This window comes from Actinoplanes sp. CA-142083 (assembly GCF_050942195.1).
Classification (GTDB): domain Bacteria; phylum Actinomycetota; class Actinomycetes; order Mycobacteriales; family Micromonosporaceae; genus Actinoplanes.
Genome location: NZ_CP192076.1, coordinates 5,064,606 through 5,084,769, shown reverse-complemented (window position 1 = coordinate 5,084,769; position 20,164 = coordinate 5,064,606). Strand labels below are relative to the sequence as shown.

General features: G+C 71.4%; 18 protein-coding genes and 1 pseudogene. 14 read left to right on the top strand and 5 right to left on the bottom strand.

Annotated features, from left to right (window positions below; all coding sequences use genetic code 11):
• Positions 1 to 61 precede the first annotated feature (61 nt).
• On the bottom strand, positions 62 to 718 hold the full coding sequence (locus ACQPZX_RS23240; RefSeq protein ID WP_433384127.1) for a heme oxygenase (biliverdin-producing): 657 nt from the start codon (positions 716 to 718) through the stop codon (positions 62 to 64).
• Positions 719 to 775: 57 nt separating this feature from the next.
• Here ACQPZX_RS23240 and ACQPZX_RS23235 point away from each other — a divergent pair, with 57 nt between their 5' ends.
• Together ACQPZX_RS23235 and ACQPZX_RS23230 are read left to right on the top strand one after the other, a co-directional pair.
• Positions 776 to 928 carry a hypothetical protein gene (locus ACQPZX_RS23235; RefSeq protein ID WP_433384125.1) on the top strand — a complete coding sequence of 51 codons (153 nt, stop codon included), beginning with the start codon at positions 776 to 778 and terminating at the stop codon, positions 926 to 928.
• Positions 929 to 972: 44 nt separating this feature from the next.
• Positions 973 to 1,173 (top strand): annotated as a pseudogene (locus tag ACQPZX_RS23230) (hypothetical protein); the annotation flags it as partial.
• A 65-nt stretch (positions 1,174 to 1,238) separates the two neighbouring features.
• On the opposite strand, the gene ACQPZX_RS23225 reads toward ACQPZX_RS23230, so the two are convergent.
• The 3 genes from ACQPZX_RS23225 to ACQPZX_RS23215 all read right to left on the bottom strand — a co-directional run bounded on the left by ACQPZX_RS23225 (position 1,239) and on the right by ACQPZX_RS23215 (position 3,283).
• Positions 1,239 to 1,877 (bottom strand): LysE family translocator, encoded by a 639-nt coding sequence (locus ACQPZX_RS23225; protein WP_433384123.1) that lies wholly within the window; start codon positions 1,875 to 1,877, stop codon positions 1,239 to 1,241.
• Positions 1,878 to 1,886: 9 nt separating this feature from the next.
• Entirely contained in the window at positions 1,887 to 2,318 is a 432-nt protein-coding gene (locus tag ACQPZX_RS23220; protein ID WP_433384121.1) for an HIT family protein, read from the bottom strand.
• Positions 2,319 to 2,419: 101 nt separating this feature from the next.
• Positions 2,420 to 3,283, bottom strand: coding sequence for an alpha/beta hydrolase family protein (locus ACQPZX_RS23215; RefSeq protein WP_433384119.1), 864 nt, complete (start codon positions 3,281 to 3,283; stop codon positions 2,420 to 2,422).
• A gap of 203 nt (positions 3,284 to 3,486) precedes the next feature.
• Between ACQPZX_RS23215 and ACQPZX_RS23210 the strand changes: the two genes are divergently transcribed.
• Positions 3,487 to 5,991 carry a LuxR C-terminal-related transcriptional regulator gene (locus tag ACQPZX_RS23210; protein ID WP_433384117.1) on the top strand — a complete coding sequence of 835 codons (2,505 nt, stop codon included), beginning with the start codon at positions 3,487 to 3,489 and terminating at the stop codon, positions 5,989 to 5,991.
• 10 nt (positions 5,992 to 6,001) lie between these two features.
• On the opposite strand, the gene ACQPZX_RS23205 is transcribed toward ACQPZX_RS23210, so the two are convergent.
• Entirely contained in the window at positions 6,002 to 6,763 is a 762-nt protein-coding gene (locus ACQPZX_RS23205; protein WP_433384115.1) for an LLM class F420-dependent oxidoreductase, read from the bottom strand.
• 148 nt (positions 6,764 to 6,911) lie between these two features.
• Here ACQPZX_RS23205 and ACQPZX_RS23200 point away from each other — a divergent pair, with 148 nt between their 5' ends.
• The 11 genes from ACQPZX_RS23200 to ACQPZX_RS23150 all read left to right on the top strand — a co-directional run bounded on the left by ACQPZX_RS23200 (position 6,912) and on the right by ACQPZX_RS23150 (position 20,159).
• Positions 6,912 to 7,322: a GNAT family acetyltransferase gene (locus ACQPZX_RS23200; RefSeq protein WP_433384113.1), complete on the top strand. Its 411-nt coding sequence runs from the start codon at positions 6,912 to 6,914 to the stop codon at positions 7,320 to 7,322.
• A gap of 929 nt (positions 7,323 to 8,251) precedes the next feature.
• Positions 8,252 to 9,418 (top strand): substrate-binding domain-containing protein, encoded by a 1,167-nt coding sequence (locus ACQPZX_RS23195; protein WP_433384111.1) that lies wholly within the window; start codon positions 8,252 to 8,254, stop codon positions 9,416 to 9,418.
• Positions 9,418 to 10,965 carry a sugar ABC transporter ATP-binding protein gene (locus ACQPZX_RS23190; RefSeq protein WP_433384109.1) on the top strand — a complete coding sequence of 516 codons (1,548 nt, stop codon included), beginning with the start codon at positions 9,418 to 9,420 and terminating at the stop codon, positions 10,963 to 10,965. The genes ACQPZX_RS23195 and ACQPZX_RS23190 overlap by 1 nt, the downstream gene beginning before the upstream one ends.
• Complete coding sequence (locus tag ACQPZX_RS23185) at positions 10,962 to 11,930, top strand: ABC transporter permease (RefSeq protein ID WP_433384107.1); 969 nt, start codon at positions 10,962 to 10,964, stop codon at positions 11,928 to 11,930. Before ACQPZX_RS23190 ends, ACQPZX_RS23185 begins: the two co-directional genes overlap by 4 nt.
• The gene (locus tag ACQPZX_RS23180; protein ID WP_433384105.1) at positions 11,927 to 12,958 is read left to right on the top strand and encodes an ABC transporter permease; all 1,032 of its coding nucleotides are present in this window, start codon (positions 11,927 to 11,929) and stop codon (positions 12,956 to 12,958) included. The genes ACQPZX_RS23185 and ACQPZX_RS23180 overlap by 4 nt, the downstream gene beginning before the upstream one ends.
• Positions 12,959 to 12,990: 32 nt before the next feature.
• Complete coding sequence (locus ACQPZX_RS23175) at positions 12,991 to 13,995, top strand: LacI family DNA-binding transcriptional regulator (protein WP_433385397.1); 1,005 nt, start codon at positions 12,991 to 12,993, stop codon at positions 13,993 to 13,995.
• Positions 13,992 to 15,623, top strand: coding sequence for a ribulokinase (gene araB / locus ACQPZX_RS23170; RefSeq protein WP_433384103.1), 1,632 nt, complete (start codon positions 13,992 to 13,994; stop codon positions 15,621 to 15,623). Before ACQPZX_RS23175 ends, araB begins: the two co-directional genes overlap by 4 nt.
• Positions 15,620 to 16,339: an L-ribulose-5-phosphate 4-epimerase AraD gene (araD, locus tag ACQPZX_RS23165; protein ID WP_433384101.1), complete on the top strand. Its 720-nt coding sequence runs from the start codon at positions 15,620 to 15,622 to the stop codon at positions 16,337 to 16,339. The genes araB and araD overlap by 4 nt, the downstream gene beginning before the upstream one ends.
• A 16-nt stretch (positions 16,340 to 16,355) precedes the next feature.
• On the top strand, positions 16,356 to 17,864 hold the full coding sequence (araA, locus tag ACQPZX_RS23160) for an L-arabinose isomerase (RefSeq protein WP_433384099.1): 1,509 nt from the start codon (positions 16,356 to 16,358) through the stop codon (positions 17,862 to 17,864).
• Positions 17,865 to 17,933: 69 nt separating this feature from the next.
• Positions 17,934 to 18,929, top strand: a complete 996-nt coding sequence (locus ACQPZX_RS23155; RefSeq protein WP_433385394.1) for a LacI family DNA-binding transcriptional regulator — start codon at positions 17,934 to 17,936, stop codon at positions 18,927 to 18,929.
• Between the two features lie 228 nt (positions 18,930 to 19,157).
• Positions 19,158 to 20,159 (top strand): 5'-3' exonuclease, encoded by a 1,002-nt coding sequence (locus tag ACQPZX_RS23150; protein ID WP_433384097.1) that lies wholly within the window; start codon positions 19,158 to 19,160, stop codon positions 20,157 to 20,159.
• The last annotated feature ends 5 nt before the right edge of the window (positions 20,160 to 20,164 follow it).

Here is a 20,164-nt window from a genome sequence, read left to right as displayed (position 1 = left end):
GGCACCGTCCGCCGGGAAGCCCGAACCCAAGTCTGCCCCTACGGAAGCCCGATTTGCCCTTTCAGGCAGCCGGGACGGCGTCCCCGGGGTAGATCACGCCGAGCTCCTGGAAGACCGCGGAGTTCAGCGCGAAGGCGAGCTGCGCCTCGGCCACCAGCGTGTCGAGGCGCTCCGCCGGGAACGGCAGGGCGTCGAGTCGCCCACGATAGGCGGTTTTGTAGGCCTTCGGGTTGTCGATCAGCGGGAACCGGTAGAACGAGACCCCCTCGTCGCCGAGCCCGTAGGTGGCCGCCACGGATCTGCCGACCAGCAGGCCGCCGCTGAGGTCGCCCAGGTAGCGCACGTAGTGGTGGGCGATGAAGTGCTCGGGCGAGGTGTGGGCATGGGCGCGCAGCCGCTCGGCGTACCGGATGGTGGCCGCGACCGGGACCACGAACGTCTCCGAGTCGGGGCCGTAGAGGTGGGCCAGATCGGCCTCGAGGGCCGGAACCCGCGACAGGGCCGGGTCGGCGAAGTCCGCGGCGCTCGTGCCGGCACGCGACTGCGACGCGGCGGCCGCCTCCAGCTCCCGGTAGACGATCAGGTACTGGGCGGTCAGCGCGGCGAAGCCGGTGCGCGGCACCCCGCCGGTCATCAGCCGGGTGATGAAGCCGCGCGTCTCGGCCTCGCGATGCTCGGTCATCGTGGCCCGGCGTAACCGGGCGGCGAATCCGCTCATGATGTGATCGTCCCTCTTCTGGATCGGTGCCGCCGGATCAGGGCGAACGTGACGTAGATGAGCGCCGCGGCGACGAGCGCGCCCAGCGCCCACGGCCAGGCCCAGACGCCGGTGCCGCGCGAGACCGCGGGCAGCGCCTGGCCGAAGCTCGCGGGGACGACGCTGACCTGCGCGGCGAGCCGCACGGTGGGCTGGACGCCGAGGATCTGATCGCGCGGACGGTCGTCGACTATCAGAAGCTTCCGCTCCCGATCATGTGCCGCCGCGGTGGCCCGATCCGGCGTACCCGCAGCAGGCGCACCTCGACCTGCGCGCGCCCGACCTCGCCACCGGCGGCGCGAGGGGCCGTGGACCTGGGCGCCACGCCGCTGCGCCGGAAAGAGCGATGGCACACGGTCGGCGACATCGAGGCGGCCGAAGCGGCGACGCTGAAGCTCGGCGCCACCTCACTGTCGGCCGGCGGCGAGAACTGGCGGGTCCATGCCGATCCGGCCGGCAAGCCGTTCTGCCTCTGCTGGGATCAGTCCTTCCGGCCGCTGACCGCCAGCCCCACGCCGAGCCCGACCATCGTCAGCCCGGCCGCGCCGCCCACCAGGTCGAGCCGCCGCGCCGAGCGGGCGAACCAGGCCCGCACCGCCCCGGCGGCCATCCCCCACACCGAGTCCATGACCAGCGCGATCGCCGCGAACGTGGCCCCGAGGATCAGCATCTGCGCGCTCGCATGTCCGGCCTGCCGATCCACGAATTGCGGCAGGATCGCCGCGAAGAACACCACGGTCTTCGGGTTGGTCACCCCGACAAGAAAACCCTGCATTACCGTACGCCCGCTCGTGAGCACCCCGGCCTGCGCTTCGAACGCGGCTCGCAGTGAGCGCCGGTGCCGGATCGCCTGCACACCCAGGAAGATCAGGTAGGCGGCCCCCGCGAACTTGATGACCGTGTACACGACCGCGGAGGTCTGCACGATCGCCCCCACCCCGAGCGCCACGGCGGTCGCCGCGGTGAGGCTGCCGATGGCCCCGCCCACCACGGTCTTGAGCGCCACGGCCCGCCCGTAGGCGAGGGCACGGCTGACCGCGAACAGCACGCTGGGTCCGGGGATGACGATCAGCACGAACGAGGCGAGAACGAAGGCGGCGTAGTGCTCGGGCGACGGCATCCGCCCAGGTTAACCGTTCAGGTGGGCGCGCAGGCGATCCGCGTGCACCCAGCGCTCCTCCGCCGGGATGTACTCCGGGTACGGCCGGCTGTGGTAGAGCTCGTCGCCGTCGTACCGGGGGTAGACGTGCACGTGGTAGTGCCAGACTTCCTGGTTGCCGGCCGGCTCGTTGTGTTGCCGCACCGAGGTGCCGGCACAGCCGTACGTCTCCCGGATCGCGATCGCCACCTCGCGCACGAGGTCGTGCACGGCGTGCCCGTCCGCGCGCGGCAGGTCGTACAGGTTCTCGTGGTGCGTGTTGGGCACTACCAGGACGTTCCCGTGGTTGTTGGGCCACCATTTGGGCGCGACGTAGGCGGTCGCGAGCGGATCACGCTTGACGATGTCCCGCTGCGTGTTGATCCGGTGCTCGTCCTCGCCCCCGCCCACCAGCCTGCACATCGGACAGACGTAACCCGCCGGCTCATGGTTGAACATCCGGCGAGTAGATCACCCGGCGCCGCGCCCGGCGCAAGCTGAGCGCCGGGCGCGACCCCCATTTCTCAGGAAAGCGGGCACGTGTTGCGGTAGTCGGAGACGTCCAGGCCGGTCGGGCCCGGGCAGATGAACTGGTCGTAGCGGGTGTCGTTGTCGACGAAGCGCTTCAGCCACGCCACCGCCATCCGGCCGGTCAGGGTGTTGATCGTCTGCGGGAAGAAGTGGCTTGCGTTGTTCAGTTCCATGTACGCCTTTTCGGCGGATGACGGAATCGACGAGTAGAACGGGATGGAATGGGAGGCGACCGGCGCGATGGTGTCGGACTCGCCGCCGATGATGAGAGTGGGTACGCGCAGCTCGGTCCAGCTCTTGTCGGTGTTCCACGGGGCGAGCGGGACGGCGGCCTGCAGCGACGGGCGGTCGCTGGCGGCCTCGAGGGTGCCGCCGCCGCCCATGGAGTGGCCGGCCACCGCGAGGCGGGACGAGTCGACGCGGGTGCGGACGGAGCTCTGGGTGGTCAGGTAGTTCAGGGCGGCCAGGAGCTGGTCGCCGCGCTGGCCGGGCTGGTCGAGCAGGGTGTTGGTCTCGATGCCGATGACCACGAAGCCGTGCGAGGCGATCCGCGGCCCGAGCCAGGAGATGCTGGACCAGGTGGCGGTGAAGCCGGGCGAGATGGCGACCGCGCCGAAGGTGCCGTCGCTGGTGGTGGTCGGGTAGTAGATGGTGCCGCCACCGAAGCCGCTGACCAGGGACGGGACCGAGGTCGTGGAGACGGCGTAGGGGCCGCGGACGGAGTCCAGGGCGGAGAGCGTCGGGTTGGGGCCGCGCTGGTACGGGTTGTCGGCGGCGTGGGCCGCGGTGGTCGGGGCGGCGGTCAGGACCACGGCCGCGGCTACGGCGGCCAGGAATCTACGGGTTCTGGTTGTCACCTGGACACTCCCGGGGATTGGGGATCGATGGCCGTCAGTGTTTGCGGGGACACGGCGGGTACGCATCGGCGAAATCACCGGCCTTCGTTCGCGAGCCGTTAACACGGCGGAAATCGCAGGTCCTGAAAAGTCCCTTCCGTCCGGTCGGCCGGGACCGTAAAGATCGGCCCATGGTTGATGCACCGGCAGTGCAAGAACCTGAGTTGGCGGGGCGCGCGGAAGCGACCGCCGCGATCGAGCGAGCGCTGCGCGACGGCGGGACGCTGGTGGTGACCGGCGAGCCGGGTTCGGGGCGGACCAGCCTGCTGCGCTGGGCCGCCGCGCGGGCCTGCCCGGCGTTGTGGGTGCCCGGCTACGCCGACGAGATCTGCGTGCAGCGGCTGCTGGCGCGCGGCGCGGCGCTGTACCTCGTGGACGACGCCGACCTGCTCGACCCGCCATCGTGGCGTTTGATCAAACGGTTCGCGCGGCGGTTCGCCGGGTCGCCGGTGACGCTGCTTGCCGCCGGGCCGCTGGGGTTCGCCGGTGACCTGCCCCCGCTGCCGTTGGGGCCGCTCGACGACCATGCCGCGCACACACTGGTGCTTCGCGTCGCCCCCGACATCTCCGACTTCGTCGCGGCGGGCCTTCTCCGGCGGGCCGGCGGGAACCCTTCGGCGCTGACCGCGCTGGCCGGGACGCTCTCGTTGCCGCAGCGACGGGGGTTCGCGCCGCTGCCGCCGGGGCTCCCCCGGGACAGCGCGCTCGGCCAGCGGCTCCGGGCCTCGCTCTCGGCGCTGCCCCCGGCGACCCGGTCGGCGCTGCTCCTGCTGGCCATCGACGACCGCGAGCCGTTCGGAGATCTCGAGGCCGCCGAGGCCGCCGGCCTGGTCACGATCTCCGCGACCGGCGGCGTCCGCTTCGTCCCCCCGGTGCTGCGCGAAGTGATCTACGAGGAGGCGTCGTCGGCCGCCCGCCGGGAGGCTCATCTCGCGCTCGCCGGGATCACCGACGGCCTCCCCGCCCTGGTCCACCGGGCCGCGGCGACGGCCGGCCGGGATCCGCAGCTCTCCCGCGACCTGGGTGCGGCGGCGGCAGGTGCGGCGCCTTCGCAGGCGGCGATTGCTTTCCGGTACGCGGCGGCGCTGGCGGACGATCCGGCCGGGCCACTCCTGTCGGCGGCCCGGGAGTTCTGGCTGGCCGGCCGGCCCGACGAGGTCGTCCCGCTGGTCCAGCGCGTGTCGGCGTACCCGCGCGCCCGCAGCCTGATCGCCGAGATCGGCCTGCGCAGCGACCCGCTGCCCGCCCGCGACGCCCTGCTGGACGTCGCCGCCGAGCTGATCCCCGTCGACACGGAAGGCGCCCTGTCGGCGCTGCTGCTGGCCGGGGAGGCGTGCTGCCGAGCCGGCGATCCCGGCCGCTACGCCGCCCTCGTGTCCCGTCTGGAGGTTGCCGACCCGGCTCCGGCGGCGGCGCTCGCCCACCGGCAGGTCCGGGGTCTCGGCGCGCTGCTGAGGGGGCAGCACGACGAGTCGTTCGAGCATTTCCGGGCAGTGCTGGCGCTCGCGCCTCGCGTCGACGACCCGGTGCTGCTGGTGGCGGCCGCGATGGCCGGCATCATGGTCGGCCAGGACCGCCGCGGCGCGTCCTTCGCGGCCCGGGCGGCCTCACTCGCCTTCGCCGCCGGCGCGCACGCCCTGGTTCCCGCCGCGCTGGAGGCCGTCGCCTACGCCGAGCTGGCGGCCGGCCGCTACGACGCCGCCACCACCGCGGCCCTGGACGGCGCGGCCGCGGCCCGCCGATCCGGCCGGCTGGATCTGGCCGACAGCCTTCTGGGCCTGCTGGCGGTGCTGGCCGGCCTGGTCGGCGACCGGCCCACCGGCGAGCGCCGCTGCCGCGAGGCCACCGCCCGCCACGCCGAGGCCCGCGACCTCACGGACTGGGCCCGCGCCCTGCTGGACCTGGTCGAGGGCCACGGCGCATCGGCGGCCGAGCGCCTTGCCGCCATCGTCGCCGCGCCGCCCGGCCGGGGCTCATCGCTCCTCCGGGTGGCTGTCATCCCGCACCTGGTGGAGGCGGCTGTGGGTGCGGGCCCTCTTTCCGCCGAGGCGCGCATCCCCCCGGCAGGACTTTCTTCCGCGCCGGAGGACCCTGCCGCACGCCATCTCTTCGCTACGGCCTCCGGGGCAGCTCCGGTTCTCGACTCGGCCGCCACCATCTTCGACCACTGGGCGGGCCGCACCGGCGAGGCGCCCTGGCTCGCGATCCGCGCCCGATGCCGTGCCCTGCGCGCCGGCGACGAGGCGGCCGACGACCACTTCCGGGAGGCGCTGCGCCGGCACGATGCCGGGTTCGCTCGCGCGCACACCGAGCTGCTCTACGGCCGCCACCTGCGCCGGCACCGCCACCACCTCGAGGCCCGCACGCATTTGCGGCAGGCCGTGGAGACTTTCCACCGGCTGGACGCCGACCCTTGGGCCGCGCAGGCCGCCCGGGAGCTGCGGGCAGCCGGCGAGCGCGCGTCGGCCGCCGTGCCGGTGACCGCGGGGCCGCCGCTGACCGCCCAGCAGGCGCAGATCGCCGGGCTGGTCGCCGGCGGCGCGACCAACCGGGAGGTGGCACAGCAACTGCATCTGAGCACGCGCACGGTCGACCATCACCTGCGCAACGTCTTCGCGCGGCTGGGCGTGCGCTCGCGAACCGAGCTGGCGCGAATTCTCTACGAGTAACTGAAATGGCTCACGTGGTCCTTTCGTCCCGCCATGCCAGCCAGCGGCGCAGCTCGCCGAAATCGTATTCGGGCCCGTACACGATCACCGTGACCATACCGATCCCGCGCCGGAGCAATTCCGGCCCCACTTCCCACGGGTCGCCCTCCACAAAGGACGAGCGCTCGATCTCGGCCGGGTCGCGCCCGAGCTCACGGCAGAAGTCGTCGAGCTGCCGCGACTTGCGGCTGAGCGACTCGCCGTCGGCGAACGTGTGCCAGATGTCCGCGTGCCGCGCCGCCAGCCGCAGCGCCCGCGGTCCGTCCGCCGCCACCAGGATCGGGATCCGCCGGGTGGGCGGTGGGTTCAGCCGGGCGAGGCGACTTTCGATCCGTCGCAGGGCTTCGCCCATTTCCCGTACGCGCTGGGCAGGCGTCCCGAACTCGTAGCCGTACTCGGTCGCCTCCCAATCGCGGAACCCCGCCCCGATCCCGAGAATCAGCCGGCCGCCGCTGATGTGGTCGACCGTCCGGGCCATGTCGGCCAGCAGATCCGGATTGCGATAGGAGACGCAGCTGACCATCGCCCCGATCTCGGCCCGCCCGGTCGACTCGGCCCACGCCCCCAGCATCGTCCAGCACTCGAAGTGCTTGCCGGCCCGGTCCTTGCCCAGCGGAAAGAAATGGTCCCAGTTGAAAATGGCGTCCACCCCGAGCGCCTCGGCCTCGCTCGCCGCCCTCCGGACGACGTCATAGTCGGCCAGCTCCTGCGCGATCTGAACAGCGACCCGCACCACATTTCCTCCACCCCGTGCTGCCATTTCCCGGCGGGCGACTTTAGCCATTCACGGCGGTCTCGTGCAGTCGGCCGCTCATCCGATTGTGGACCCGACCGCTCTCCCGTAATGTCATTGTCACGGCGCAGTCGGATAGCGTGTGGCCGTGCAGATCCGCTCCTTCGACTGGCCCGACTACGACGCCGTGCTCGCGGTCTGGCAGGCCGCCGGCCGCGAGATCGTCCCCCGCGCCGAGCTTGCCGCGAAGCTGACCCGCGACCCCGAGCTGTTCCTGGTCGCCGCCATCGACGGCGCGGTGGTGGGCGTCGTGATGGGCACCTACGACGGCCGGCGCGGCTGGATCCTGCGCCTGGCCGTGCATCCCGCCCGGCGCCGCTCGGGTATCGCCTCGCGCCTGGTGTCCGAGCTGGAGTCCCGGCTGGCCGCGCTGGGCTGCCCCCGGATCAACCTGCTCGTGATGCCGGACAACGCCGACGGGCTGCGCTTCTGGCAGGCACGCGGGTACCTCCCGATGCCCGACGTCCTCTGCACCAAGCCACTAACCCCGTCCACCTGAGCAGGCACGCCTAACCGCATACGCCGACGGGCGGGCGCTGCGCACCGCTGATGAATTGCCGCACGCACCGAGCCCGGACTCATCAAGATCGCAGGGCGGCGGCCGGGCAGGCAGCCACGCCGGCGCGCGGCCACGCAGACGCTGGGCAGCCCTGATGAACTGCCGCACGCACCGAGCCCGAACTCATCAAGATCGCAGGGCGGCGGCCGGGCAGGCAGCCACGCCGGCGCGCGGCCACGCAGACGCTGGGCAGCCCTGATGAACTGCCGCACGCACCGAGCCCGAACTCATCAAGATCACGAGGCGGGGGCGAGGTGGCGCCGGCCGGTCGGCAGGACGACCGGGCGGGTCAGCGCGGGCGGCAGGCGGGGCAGCGTGGGCAGCGCGGGCGGCGGGGGCGGCAGCGTGGGCGGCGGGTGGCGGCAGCGTGGGCGGCGGGTGGCGGCGGCGCGGGCAGTAGGCGGGGCAGCGTGGGCGGCGGCGCGGGCGGTATGGGGCAGCGCGGGCGGCCGGTGCGGTGAGGCGTGCCGCAGGTGGGGCGCTGTGGGCGGGCATGACGGAGGGCCACCGCGGCTGCCGGGCGCCGGGTGGGGAGGCAGTGATGGCGGACGATAGGCTGCCCATTCTGAGATCGTTAACAACGGCCCGCCAACAACGATCAACAAGATCAGTTGATCTGAAACGTTGCCGATACACCGTGGACACCATCCACCACCTCCGGAAACCCTGTCAAGCGGCGGTTTCGGCTCGTCAAGGCGGCGGCGGCTCAATGTCACGAACGAGTAACGTCGCTGTAGCTGGACCTTGACAGCGCGTGCATGCGGCGTGGATGTTTGCGTTCACAATTTCGCCCGCCAACAGCGCACCAGGCGGCGGTCCCGCCCGCTCCCCCGGGTTCTTCTCTCACCCAGCGCAAAGGACGATTTCGCATGAAGGCACGTCGCAGGATCGCCGTCGCGACCTCCGTGGTCGCGACCGCGGCACTTCTCACCGCCTGCAGCACCGGCAGCAACAGCGACTCGACCAGTGACGACAGCTCGGCGGCCCCGGTCGCCACCGCACTGGGCACCGCCAACGCCGGCGGTGTCCCCGCGGCGATCACCGCGGCCGGCGGCACCGAGCTTCTCACCACCGCGAAGCCGGAGGGCGTCTCCGCCCAGTACGGGCCGCTGTGCAAGGGCGCCGACCTGGGCATCGCCAAGATCGACTTCACCAAGGACACGATCGGCTGGGCCCAGTCGGAGAAGGAGGCGAACCCGTTCCGCATCGCCTCGACCAAGTCGCAGATCGAGGCCGCCAAGGCCAAGGGCTGGAAGCTGCTCACCACGAACGCGCAGTCCAACGTTCAGCAGGAGAACAGCGACATCAAGGGCATGATCGACAAGGGCGCGAAGGCGATCATCTTCTCGCCGATCAACTCGACCGGCCTCGGTGACGCGATCGCGTACGCCAAGACCAAGAAGGTCGCGATGATCCCGGTCGACCGCAACATCACCGGCGTGCAGGGCTGCAAGGACGTCGGCCCGCAGCTGGGCTCGGACTTCGTCGAGCAGGGCCGGCGCGCGGCCGACGCGATGATCAAGGCGACCGACGGCAAGGCGAAGCTGGCGATCCTGCTCGGCGCCTCCGGCGTGAACGTCACCGACGACCGCACGGCGGGCTTCCTCGACCAGCTCAAGGCCAAGAACGCCTCCGGCATCGAGGTCGTCTTCCAGCAGACCGGCGACTTCACCCGGGAGAAGGGCAAGAGCGTCACCGAGACGATGCTGCGCGCCCACCCGGACGTCACCGCGATCTACGCCGAGAACGACGAGATGGGCCTGGGCGCCCTGGCCGCGCTCGACGACGCCGGCAAGTCCGGCATCAAGAACGTGCACATCGTCTCGATCGACGGCACCAAGGGCGCCGTGCAGGCCATCGTCGACGGCAACTTCGACGCCGTGATCGAGTCCAACCCCGCGTTCGGCCCGGCCGCGCAGGCCGCGCTCGAGGCGTACGTGAACGGCGACGGCGCCCCGGCCGTGACCATCACGACCGACAACCAGTACGACAGCTCCAACGCCGCTGAGGCCCTGAGCTCCGGCAAGGCCTACTGATGTCCACGCCGGTGACCAGCCCGATCCTCAAAGTCACGTCGGCCAGCAAACGGTTCGCGGGAGTGCGCGCTCTGGAAGACGTCTCAATCGAGTTGTTTCCCGGTGAAGTGCACGCGCTCGTCGGCGAGAACGGCGCTGGCAAGTCGACGCTGATCAAGCTGATCACCGGCGTGTATCAGCTGGACAGCGGATCCGTGCAGCTGCGGGGCGAGGACGTGGCCTTCGCTTCGCCCCGCAGCGCCCAGCACGCCGGGATCGCCACCATCTACCAGGAGGTGCATCTCGCGCCGCAGCTGAGCGTCGCCCGCAACTTCTTCCTGGGCCGCGAGCCGACCCGGTTCGGCTCGCTGGACCTCAAGAAGATGAACCGCGACTCCGCCGACGCGCTCAAGCGCTACGGCATCATCGCGGACGTCAAGCGCCCGCTCGGCGAGCTCGGCCTGGGCATCCAGCAGATGGTCGCGATCGCCCGGGCCATCGAGTCCGACGCCAAAGTCGTGATCATGGACGAGCCGACCAGCTCGCTCGAACCGCGCGAGGTCGACCTCCTCCTTGATCTTGTGGCCCAGCTCAAGGCCAAAGACGTGGCCATCGTGTACGTGAGTCACAAGCTGGACGAGGTCTTCCGCGCCTGCGACACGGTCACCGTCCTGCGCGACGGCAAGCTTGTCTCCACCGGCCCGACGAAGGACCTGACCCGGCGGCAGCTGATCGCCCGCATGCTGGGCCGGGACGCGGCCGAGCTGGACGAGAGCGGCCGCACCAAGCTGCAGAAGCGCGAGATAGCCGACGCGGAGCCGGTGCTGAAGGCCGAGCACCTGAACCGCCGGCTGATCCTCGAGGACGTCTCGGTGGTCGTGCGGCCGGGCGAGGTGGTCGGCCTGGCCGGCCTGCTCGGCTCGGGCCGCAGCGAGACCGCCAAGGCGATCTTCGGCGCGCTGCCGCTGGACTCCGGCGACATCCAGGTGGACGGCAAGGCGCTGACCCACCAGACGCCCGCCTCCCGGATCCGGGAGCGGGTGGCGATGCTCCCCGAGGACCGCAAGGCCGAGGGGATCATCCCGGACATGTCCATCCGGGACAACATCGGACTGGCCGCGCTCCCCCAGCTCACCAAGGCCGGCCTGGTCTCGCGCAAGCGGGTCGACGACATCGTCAAGACGTTCATGACCCGCCTGCGGATCAAGGCGTCGGGCCCGCAGCAGAAGGTCTCCGAGCTGTCCGGCGGCAACCAGCAGAAGGTGCTGCTGGCCCGGCTGCTCTGCCTGAACCCGCGGGTGCTGCTGCTGGACGAGCCGACCCGGGGCATCGACGTCGGCGCCAAGGCCGAGGTGCAGGCCCTGATCGCCGAGCTGGCCGAGAAGGGGATGGCCGTGGTGCTCATCTCCAGCGAGCTCGAGGAGGTGGTGGAGGGCTCGGACTCGGTCGTGGTGCTGCGCGACGGCGCCCAGCTCGGCCGCCTCGTGGGCGACGACATCACCGAGGACAAGATCATGGACCTGATCGCGGACGCCGCGTCGGAGCAGCTCGAAGAGGCCGCCAAATGACGACCTTGACCGCCACCTTGAAAGATCGCACGGCGACGGCGACCTGGGCCCGGGAACACGGCGTCTACATCGCCCTGGTCCTGCTGATCGCCTACAACGCGATCGCCACCACCAACTTCCTCACGGTGGAGACCATCCAGCTGCTGTTCTCGCAGGTGCCTCCGGTGATCATCGTGTCGCTCGGGATGGCCCTGGTGATCGGCACCGGCGGCGTGGACCTCTCGGTCGGCGCCACCATGGCGATCGCCAGCGCCGTTCTCGCCAAGCTGGTGACCGGCGGCTCGCCGATCGGCGTCGCGATGGCCGGCGCGGTCGTGGCCGGCCTGCTGGTCGGCATCTTCAACGGCCTTGTCGTCGCGTTCGCCCGGGTGCAGCCGATCGTCGCCACACTGGGCGTGCTGGTGGCCGGCCGCGGCATCGCCCTGGTGATCACCGGCGGGGCCCTGGTCGAGCTGTTCGTGCCGTTCTTCAAGGAGATCCGGCTCGGCAAGTTCCTCGGCATCCCGTACGTGATGATCGTCGCGGCCCTGGTCGCGGTCGGCGTCTCGTTCCTGGTCCGCCGCACGGCCTTCGGCTACCGGCTGCTCGCCATCGGCGGCAACCGGCGCGCCAGCGTCCTCGCCGGCCTCCCGGTGCGCCGAACCCTGATCGTGGTCTACACGATCTCGGGCACGCTCGCCGCGGTCGCCGGCGTGATCGCGACGGCCCGGCTGCGGGCCAGCGACCCGTCCTACATCGGCCTGCTGATGGAGCTGTCCGCGATCACCGCGGTGGTCGTCGGCGGCACGTCGCTCAACGGCGGCCGGGTCCGCATCCTCGGCACGGTCGCCGGCGCGATCCTGCTGCAGATGCTGGAGACCACGCTGGTCTCGCACAACGCGCCCGACTCGGTGGCCCGCATGGTCGAGGCCGTGATCATCATCGCCGCCGTCTACATCCAGCGCCCGGCAAGGAGCTCAAGGTGACCACCACCAAACACGCACCGGTGGCGGTCGCCGCCGACCACGGCGGGCGTGAGGCCGCCCGGGCCCGGGCGCGGGCCTTGACGTCACTGATCTCGCGCAACGGTGCTGTGGCCGTACTCGTCATCGTGGTCTTGTTCGGAACGCTGCTCGTGCCGAGCTTCGGCAAGCTCGACAACCTGCGCAATGTGGCCCTGGCCGCGAGCTTCATCGGGATCATCGCGGCCGGCATGACCTTCGTGATCATTAGCGGGGGCATCGACCTGTCGGTGGGCTCGACCTACGCGCTCGCCACGATCATCAGCGCCATGTACGCGCCGCGCGGCTCGTTCATCGCGGTCCTCTACGCGCTGCTCGCGGCCGGCCTGGTCGGCCTGATCCAGGGGCTGATCATCGCGCGGTGGCGGCTGCCCGCCTTCATCGTCACGCTGGCCGGGCTCACCGGCGTGCGCGGCCTGGTCTTCTACATCACCCACGAGGGCAACGACCACCCGCGGATCGAGGGGCGCCTGGCCTTCGAGGCCCTCGGCACCGGCTCGCTCGCCACCATCGGCACCCCGGTCTGGATCATGCTGGCGGTCTTCGGGATCGGCTGGTGGGCGCTCAATAGAACCCCATTTGGACAGTCCGTTCAGGCAGTGGGTGGCAATCAGAGCGCCGCCGAGCTGATGGGGTTGCCCGTCAAGCGGACGCAGACCATCGTCTACGTCGTGAGCGGCCTGTGTGCCGGCCTCTCCGGCATCCTCACCACAGCGCTCTCCGGCGGCGGCCAGGAGGCGCGCATCGGTGACGCTTACGAGCTCTCCGCGATCGCGGCCGTGGTCATCGGCGGGACGCTGCTCTCCGGCGGCGTCGGCTCGATGGTCGGCACCCTGGCCGGCGTGCTGCTGCTGTTCGTGATCCAAAACCTGATCGTGCAGGGCGCCAACCTCAACTCCTACGTGCAGCAGGTCGTCTCCGGGGCGTTCCTGCTGGTGGTGGTCATCCTCCAGGCGGTGCTGAGCCGCCGGGCCGGCACGAGTGACACATGACCGCACTCCCCCCGCCGCAGCGCGGGCCCGTGATGTCCGATGTCGCGGCCCGCGCCGGCGTCTCGCACCAGACCGTCTCGAGGGTGCTCAACGGGCACCCGCACGTGTCGGCCACCACCCGCACCCGGGTGCTGGCCGCGATCGCCGAGCTCGGCTACCGGCGCAACCTGTCGGCCCGGGTGCTGGCGACCGGAAGGTCCAACGTGATCGGCGTGGTGGCCCAGAACACCACGCTGTACGGACCGTCCAGCATGGTGCAGGCCATCGGCGAGGCGGCGCTCGGCGCCGACCTGTCCCTCACCGTCGGGCACGTGGCGGGGTACGACGCCACCGCCGCGTCCCGCCGGATCGTGGAGCGGCTCGTCCAGCAGGGCGCGGCCGGTCTCGTGTTCATCGCCCCGGTCGACGCGGCCGAGGAGGCGATGCGGCTGGTCCCGGGCGGCGTGCCGATCGTGACCGTGGACGGGCTGCCCGAGTGGCACTGCGCGAACGTGTCGGTCGACCAGTACTCGGGCGGCCTGCTCGCCACCCGCCACCTGCTGGAGGCCGGTCACAAGACGGTGTGGCACGTGGCCGGTCCCGAGCCGTGGCACGGCAGCCGCGCCCGCGAGGAGGGCTGGCGGGCGGCGCTCGCCGAGGCGGGTGCGATCGCGCCGCCGATGGCCCGGGCCGGCTGGTCGGCGGCGTCCGGCTACCAGTGCGGGCGGATGCTCGCGCGGATCCCGGACTGCACGGCGATCTTCGCGGCCAACGACCACGTGGCGCTGGGGATCATGCGGGCCATGGCCGAGCAGGGCCGCCGCATCCCGGACGACGTGAGCCTGGTCGGCTTCGACGACGTGCCCGAGGCCGGCTACTTCCATCCGGGGCTGTCCACCGTGCGGCAGGAGTTCGCCGAGGTCGGCCGGCAGGCCGTGCGGTTGCTGCTCGACCAGCTCGCGACCGGCGTCAACACGGCCGAGTCGGCGCTGGTCGAGCCGGTCCTGATCCCCCGCGCCACCGTCGCCCCGCCGGAGAACAAGGAGAAGCGCGCATGAGTTTCGTGATCGGCGTCGACTTCGGGACGCTGAGCGGCCGGGCCGTGGTCGTCCGGGTCGGTGACGGCGCCGAGATGGGTTCCGCCGTTCACGCGTACGCCAATGGCGTCGTTGACCGGATCTTGAACGACCGGCCGTTGCCGCCGGACTGGGCGTTGCAGGTGCCGGGCGACTACCTCGACGTGCTCAAGAACGCTGTCCCGGCGGCGCTGCGGGACGCGGGGGTGGATCCGGCCGAGGTGATCGGGCTGGCGACCGACTTCACCGCCTGCACGGTCCTGCCCACGCTCGAGGACGGCACCCCGCTCTGCGATCTCGATCAATTCAAGGACGATCCGCACGCGTACGTGAAGCTGTGGAAGCACCACGCGGCGCAGCCCCAGGCCGACCGCATCACCGAGCTCGCGGCGAAACGGGGCGAGTCGTGGCTCCGCCGTTTCGGGGGCCTGATCAGCTCGGAGTGGGAGCTGGCGAAGGCGCTGCAGGTCCTCGAGGAGGACCCGGCGGTGTGGGCGGCCACCCGCTACTGGGTGGAGGCGGCCGACTGGATCGTGTGGCGCATGACCGGCGTCTACCTGCGCAACGCGTGCACGGCCGGCTACAAGGGCCAGTTCGTGGACGGCGCGTATCCGTCGGCCGAGTACTTCGAAGCCCTGAATCCGGACTTCGCCGATTTTGCCGCGACGAAGCTCGACGTGCCGATCGGGCAACTCGGCGCCGCGGCCGGCACCCTGACCGCCGAAGCCGCCGCCTGGATGGGGTTGCACCCCGGCGTCGTGGTGGCGGTCGGCAACGTGGACGCGCACGTCTCGGCGCCGGCGGCCCAGGCGGTCGACCCCGGCCAGCTCGTGATGATCATGGGCACCTCGACCTGCCACGTGATGAGCGGCGACGTGCTGCGCGAGGTCCCGGGTATGTGCGGCGTGGTCGAGGGCGGGATCATCCCGGGCCTGTGGGGCTACGAGGCCGGCCAGTCCGGCGTCGGCGACATCTTCGGCTGGTTCGTCGAGAACGGCGTTCCCGATTCCTACGGCCGCGACGCCGACGAAAAACATCAGAAGCTCAGCGAGCTCGCCGCCCGGCAGCCGGTCGGCGGACACGGTCTCATCGCGCTGGACTGGCACTCCGGCAACCGCTCGCCGCTGGTCGACCACGAGCTCTCCGGCGTGATCCTCGGACAGACCCTGGCGACCCGCCCCGAGGACATCTACCGCGCGCTGGTCGAGGCCACCGCCTACGGCACCCGCCTGATCGTCGAGACGTTCCACGACTCGGGCGTCCCGGTCACCGAGCTGATCGTCACCGGCGGCCTGCAGAAGAACCCGCTGATCATGCAGATCTACGCCGACGTCGTCCGGATGCCGATCAACGTGCTCGACTCCGACCAGGGGCCGGCGCTCGGCTCGGCCCTGCACGCGGCGGTCGCGGCCGGCGCCTACCCGGACATCCGGGCGGCCGCCGCGGCGATGGGCCGGGTGACCCGCGACGCCTGGCAGCCCGACGCCGCCAACGCCGATCGATACGACGCCCTGTACCGCGAATATCGAAGTCTGGTGGATTACTTCGGGCGGCACGGCAACGACGTCATGCGGCGGCTGCGCAAGATCCGGCGGGAGGCCCTCTCATGAGGGACCTGCTGCGCGAGGTGCTGCAGGCGAACCGGCGCATTCCGGCCGCCGGGCTGGCCACCCTGACCTGGGGCAACGTCTCCGGGGTCGACCGCGGCGCCGGCGTCTACGTGATCAAGCCGTCCGGGGTGCCCTACGACCGCCTCGACGAGGAGAGCCTGGTCACCGTCGAGATCGAGACCGGGCGGGTGGTGGCCGGGACGCTCAAGCCGTCCGTCGACAGCGAGACTCACCGGCTGCTCTACCAGGCGTTCCCGGCGATCGGCGGGATCACCCACACGCACTCCACCTACGCGGTGGCGTTCGCCCAGGCCGGGCGGGAAATCCCGGTGCTCGGCACCACCCACGCCGACAACTTCGACGGGCCGATCCCCTGCACCCGCGACCTCACCCCGGCCGAGTGCGAGACCGACTACGAGCGCAACACCGGCCTGGCGATCCTCGACACGCTCGACGGCGACTGCCTCTCGGTGCCCGCCGTGCTCGCCGCCGGGCACGGGCCGTTCACGTGGGGCGCGACCGCCATGAAGTCGCTCGAGACGGCGATCGTCTGCGAGGCGGTCGCCGAGATCGCGATCCACACGCTCGCGCTCAACCCGGCCGCGACGCCGCCCGAGCACCTGATCCGCCGGCACTACCGCCGCAAGAACGGTCCCGACGCCTATTACGGCAACGCTGCCTCCCCGCGGCGGAAAACCGAAGGCAACCCCCAATGAGCGAGGCAGGCTGAGCATGAACCCCTTCGAAAGCCGCGAGATCTGGTTCCTCACCGGAAGCCAGGGCCTCTACGGCGAGGACACGCTCGCCCAGGTCGCGGCGCAGTCGCAGCAGGTGGTCGCACAGCTCGACGGCTCGCCGGACATCCCGGTCCCGATCGTGTGGCGCCCGGTGCTCACCGACGCGGCCGGCATCCGCGCCGTCATGATCGCCGCCAACGCCGACGACCGCTGCGTCGGGGTGATCGCCTGGATGCACACGTTCTCCCCCGCCAAGATGTGGATCAGCGGCCTGGAGGCGCTGCGCAAGCCGCTGCTGCACCTGCACACGCAGGCGCACCGGGAGCTGCCGTGGGCGACCATCGACATGGACTTCATGAACCTCAACCAGGCCGCGCACGGCGACCGGGAGTTCGGGTATGTGCAGACCCGGCTCGGCGTGGCTCGCACGACCGTGGCGGGGCACGCGTCCGAGCCGCGGACGGCCGCGCGGGTCGGCGAGTGGGTGCGGGCCTCAATCGCGGTGGCAACCATGAAGTCGCTGCGGCTGGCTCGCTTCGGGGACAACATGCGCGACGTGGCCGTGACCGAGGGCGACAAGGTCGAGGCGGAGCGGCATTTCGGCGTTTCGGTCAACACCTACGGCGTCAATGACCTGGTGGCGGTTGTCGACGAGGTGCCGGCGGCGGACATCGACGCCCTGGTCGCGGAGTATTCGGACGTTTACGATTTGTCGCCTGAGCTGCGCAAGGACGGCGACCGGCATGAGTCGCTGCGCTACGGAGCACAGATCGAGGCGGGGCTGCGCCGTTTCCTGAATGATGGTGGTTTCGGGGCATTTACCACGAACTTCGAGGACCTCGGTGGGCTGCGGCAGCTGCCGGGGCTCGCGGTGCAGCGGCTGATGGCCGACGGGTACGGGTTCGGCGGCGAGGGCGACTGGAAGACGTCGATGCTGCTCGCCACCCTCAAGGCCGCCGCCCATGGCCTGCCCGGCGGCACGTCGTTCATGGAGGACTACACGTACCACCTCGGGCCCGGGCCGCAGCGCATCCTCGGCGCGCACATGCTCGAGGTCTGCCCCTCGATCGCCGCCGCCCGCCCCACGCTGGAGATCCACCCGCTGTCGATCGGGGGCCGCGAGGACCCCGTACGGCTGAAGTTCAGCGCCGCGCAGGGCCCGGGTGTCGTCGTCGGGATCTGTGACATGGGCGACCGTTTCCGGCTGGTCGGCAACGTCGTCAACGTCGTGCCGCCGGACGCCGCGCTGACCGCCCTCCCGGTCGCCTCGGCGGTCTGGGAGCCGGCCCCCGATCTGCCCACGTCGGCCGAGTGCTGGCTGATGGCGGGCGGTCCGCACCACACCGTGCTGAGCACCTCGCTGGGCGTCTCGGTCGTCGAGCAGTTCGCCGAGCTGACCCGTACGGAATTGGTGCTGATCGATGCAGGCAGCTCGCCGTCGTCGATCCGCCGCGAACTCCGCTGGAACGCCGCGTATCAGCTGCTGGCGGGCGGGCTGCGGTGACGTTATATCCTGCCCGCAACAGGTGGATGCGGGGTGTCGGTGAGCGTGAAACGCGGACGGCCGCCGGGCATGATGGACGTCGCCCGGCTGGCGGGGGTGTCGCATCAGACCGTTTCGCGCGTGCTCAACGAGCACAAGAACGTGAGCGAGCAGACCCGGCTGAAGGTGCGGGCGGCCATAGCCGAGCTCGGCTACCGGCCCGACCGGGCGGCTCGCGCCCTGGTCACGGGCACTTCGCAGGTGATCGGGGTGGTCGCGCAGAACTCGTCGCTGTTCGGCCCCGCGTCGATGCTGACGGCCTTCGAGGAGGCAGCCCAGGCCAAGGGCTTCGCGGTCAACGTGGGCAGCGTGCGCAGCCTCGACGAGCGCTCGATCGCCGAGGCCGTCGAGCGCCACCTCGACCAGCGGGTCGCCGGCCTCGTCGTGATCGCGCCGGTGGCCAGCGCCGGGCCCGCCCTCGAGCACCTGCCGGCCGACGTCCCGATCGTCACCATCGACGGCGACCCCGAGCGGTCCAGCACGCTGGTGACCGTCGACCAGGTGGCGGGCGCCCGCGCGGCGACCAGGCGGCTGCTCGACGCCGGGCATCGCACGGTGTGGCACATCTCCGGGCCGTCCGACTGGTTCGATGCGGCCGGCCGCGTGCGCGGCTGGGAGGAGACGCTCACCGAGGCGGGGATCGAGATCCCGCCGCTGCTGACCGGCGACTGGAGCGCGGCGTCCGGCTACCGCAACGGCCAGCTGCTGGCGCGCCTGCCCGATGTCACCGCGGTCTTCACGGCCAACGACCACATCGCGCTGGGGCTGCTGCGGGCGCTCAACGAGCACGGCCGCCGGGTGCCCGACGACGTGAGCATCATCGGCTTCGACGACGTGCCCGAGGCGGCGTACTTCACGCCTCCGCTGACCACCGTCCGGCCCGACTTCGCCGCGGTGGCCACGGCCACCCTCGAGCTGCTGATGGCGCAGGTCGAGCAGGGCCCGGCCGGCCTGGAGGCGGGTGCGCGGCGCACCATCGCGCCCGAGCTGATCGAGCGGGACAGCGTCGCGCCCGCCCAGTCGTAGAATATAGATACTGTTCGATCTTCTAGCGTCCAATTTGTCCGTTGAGACGCGCTCGTGGACACCGTCTTGACACCCGCTCTGTGATCGTTAACATTCGTGGAAACGCCGATGTAATCGACTGGCAACGTTCTTGCTTGTGAACGTGAACATCGACATCGTGCGCGGAGACGCCCGCCGGGGCCATCAGGGGAGTGATGGTCCCGGCGGGTCACGCGTAGGCTGTTGCGGGTGCCGGTGCTCTTGGTTCTCGACGGAAACAGCCTCCTGCATCGCGCCTACCACGCGGCGGCCTTCGGCGAGCTCCTCGCTCCGGACGGTTCCCCCGTCTGGGCCCTGCAGGGCCTGGTCGGTTACCTGGCCCGGGCCGCGGCCCACCTCAATCCCGACGCCGTGATGATCGGCTTCGACTGCCCGGTCTCGTCGGCCCGCCGCGACGACTACCCGCTCTACAAGGCGCAGCGTCCCGACAAGGCCGAGTCGCTGGTGGCTCAGCTCGCTCTCGCGCCTCTCGTGCTGGCGGAGTGCGGCGTCTGCACCGTCGTCCCGCCCGCCTACGAGGCCGACGACGTGCTGGCCAGCGGCGCGGCGGCGGCCCGCGCGGCCGGCTGGCAGTCGGTCCTGATGACCAGCGACCGCGACGCGTTCTCGCTGATCGACGAGACGACCTCGGTGCTGCGGGTGCGCAACGGCGGCTACGACGAGGCCCACCTGATCGGCGCCGGCGACCTGCCGGCCCTCTACGGCGTCACCGCCGCGCAGTATCAAGATTTCGCCGCGCTGCGCGGAGACCCTTCGGACAACCTCCATGGCGTACGGCGTTTCGGCGCGAAAACCGCACGACGCCTGCTGGAGGCGTTCGGGAGCGTCGAGGCCGCGTGGGAGGCGGATCCGGCCCTGGTCACCGCGGCGGTGGGCGCGCAGGCGGCCACGTTCTTCACCGACCCGTCGTCGCGGGAGGTCGTCGCGCGCAACCGGCGGCTGATGCGCCAGCGCAGCGACCTGCCGCTGCCCGCCCTCGCGTCGGCGCGGCTGCCGCTGGTCTACACAGTGATGCGGCAGGCGCTGCGGGCCCGCGGGATCAATCTGGGGCCGTCGCTGTGGGCGCTGGTCGGCGGGGCCGCCCCGTCGCCGGCCCAGATCGAGGAGACGCCGGAGCTGCGGCCCTGGGTCTTCCGGGGCGGCCTGACGGCCCGCCGCGACCCGACACCGGGCCAGCTGTCGCTCTTCTAGGATTC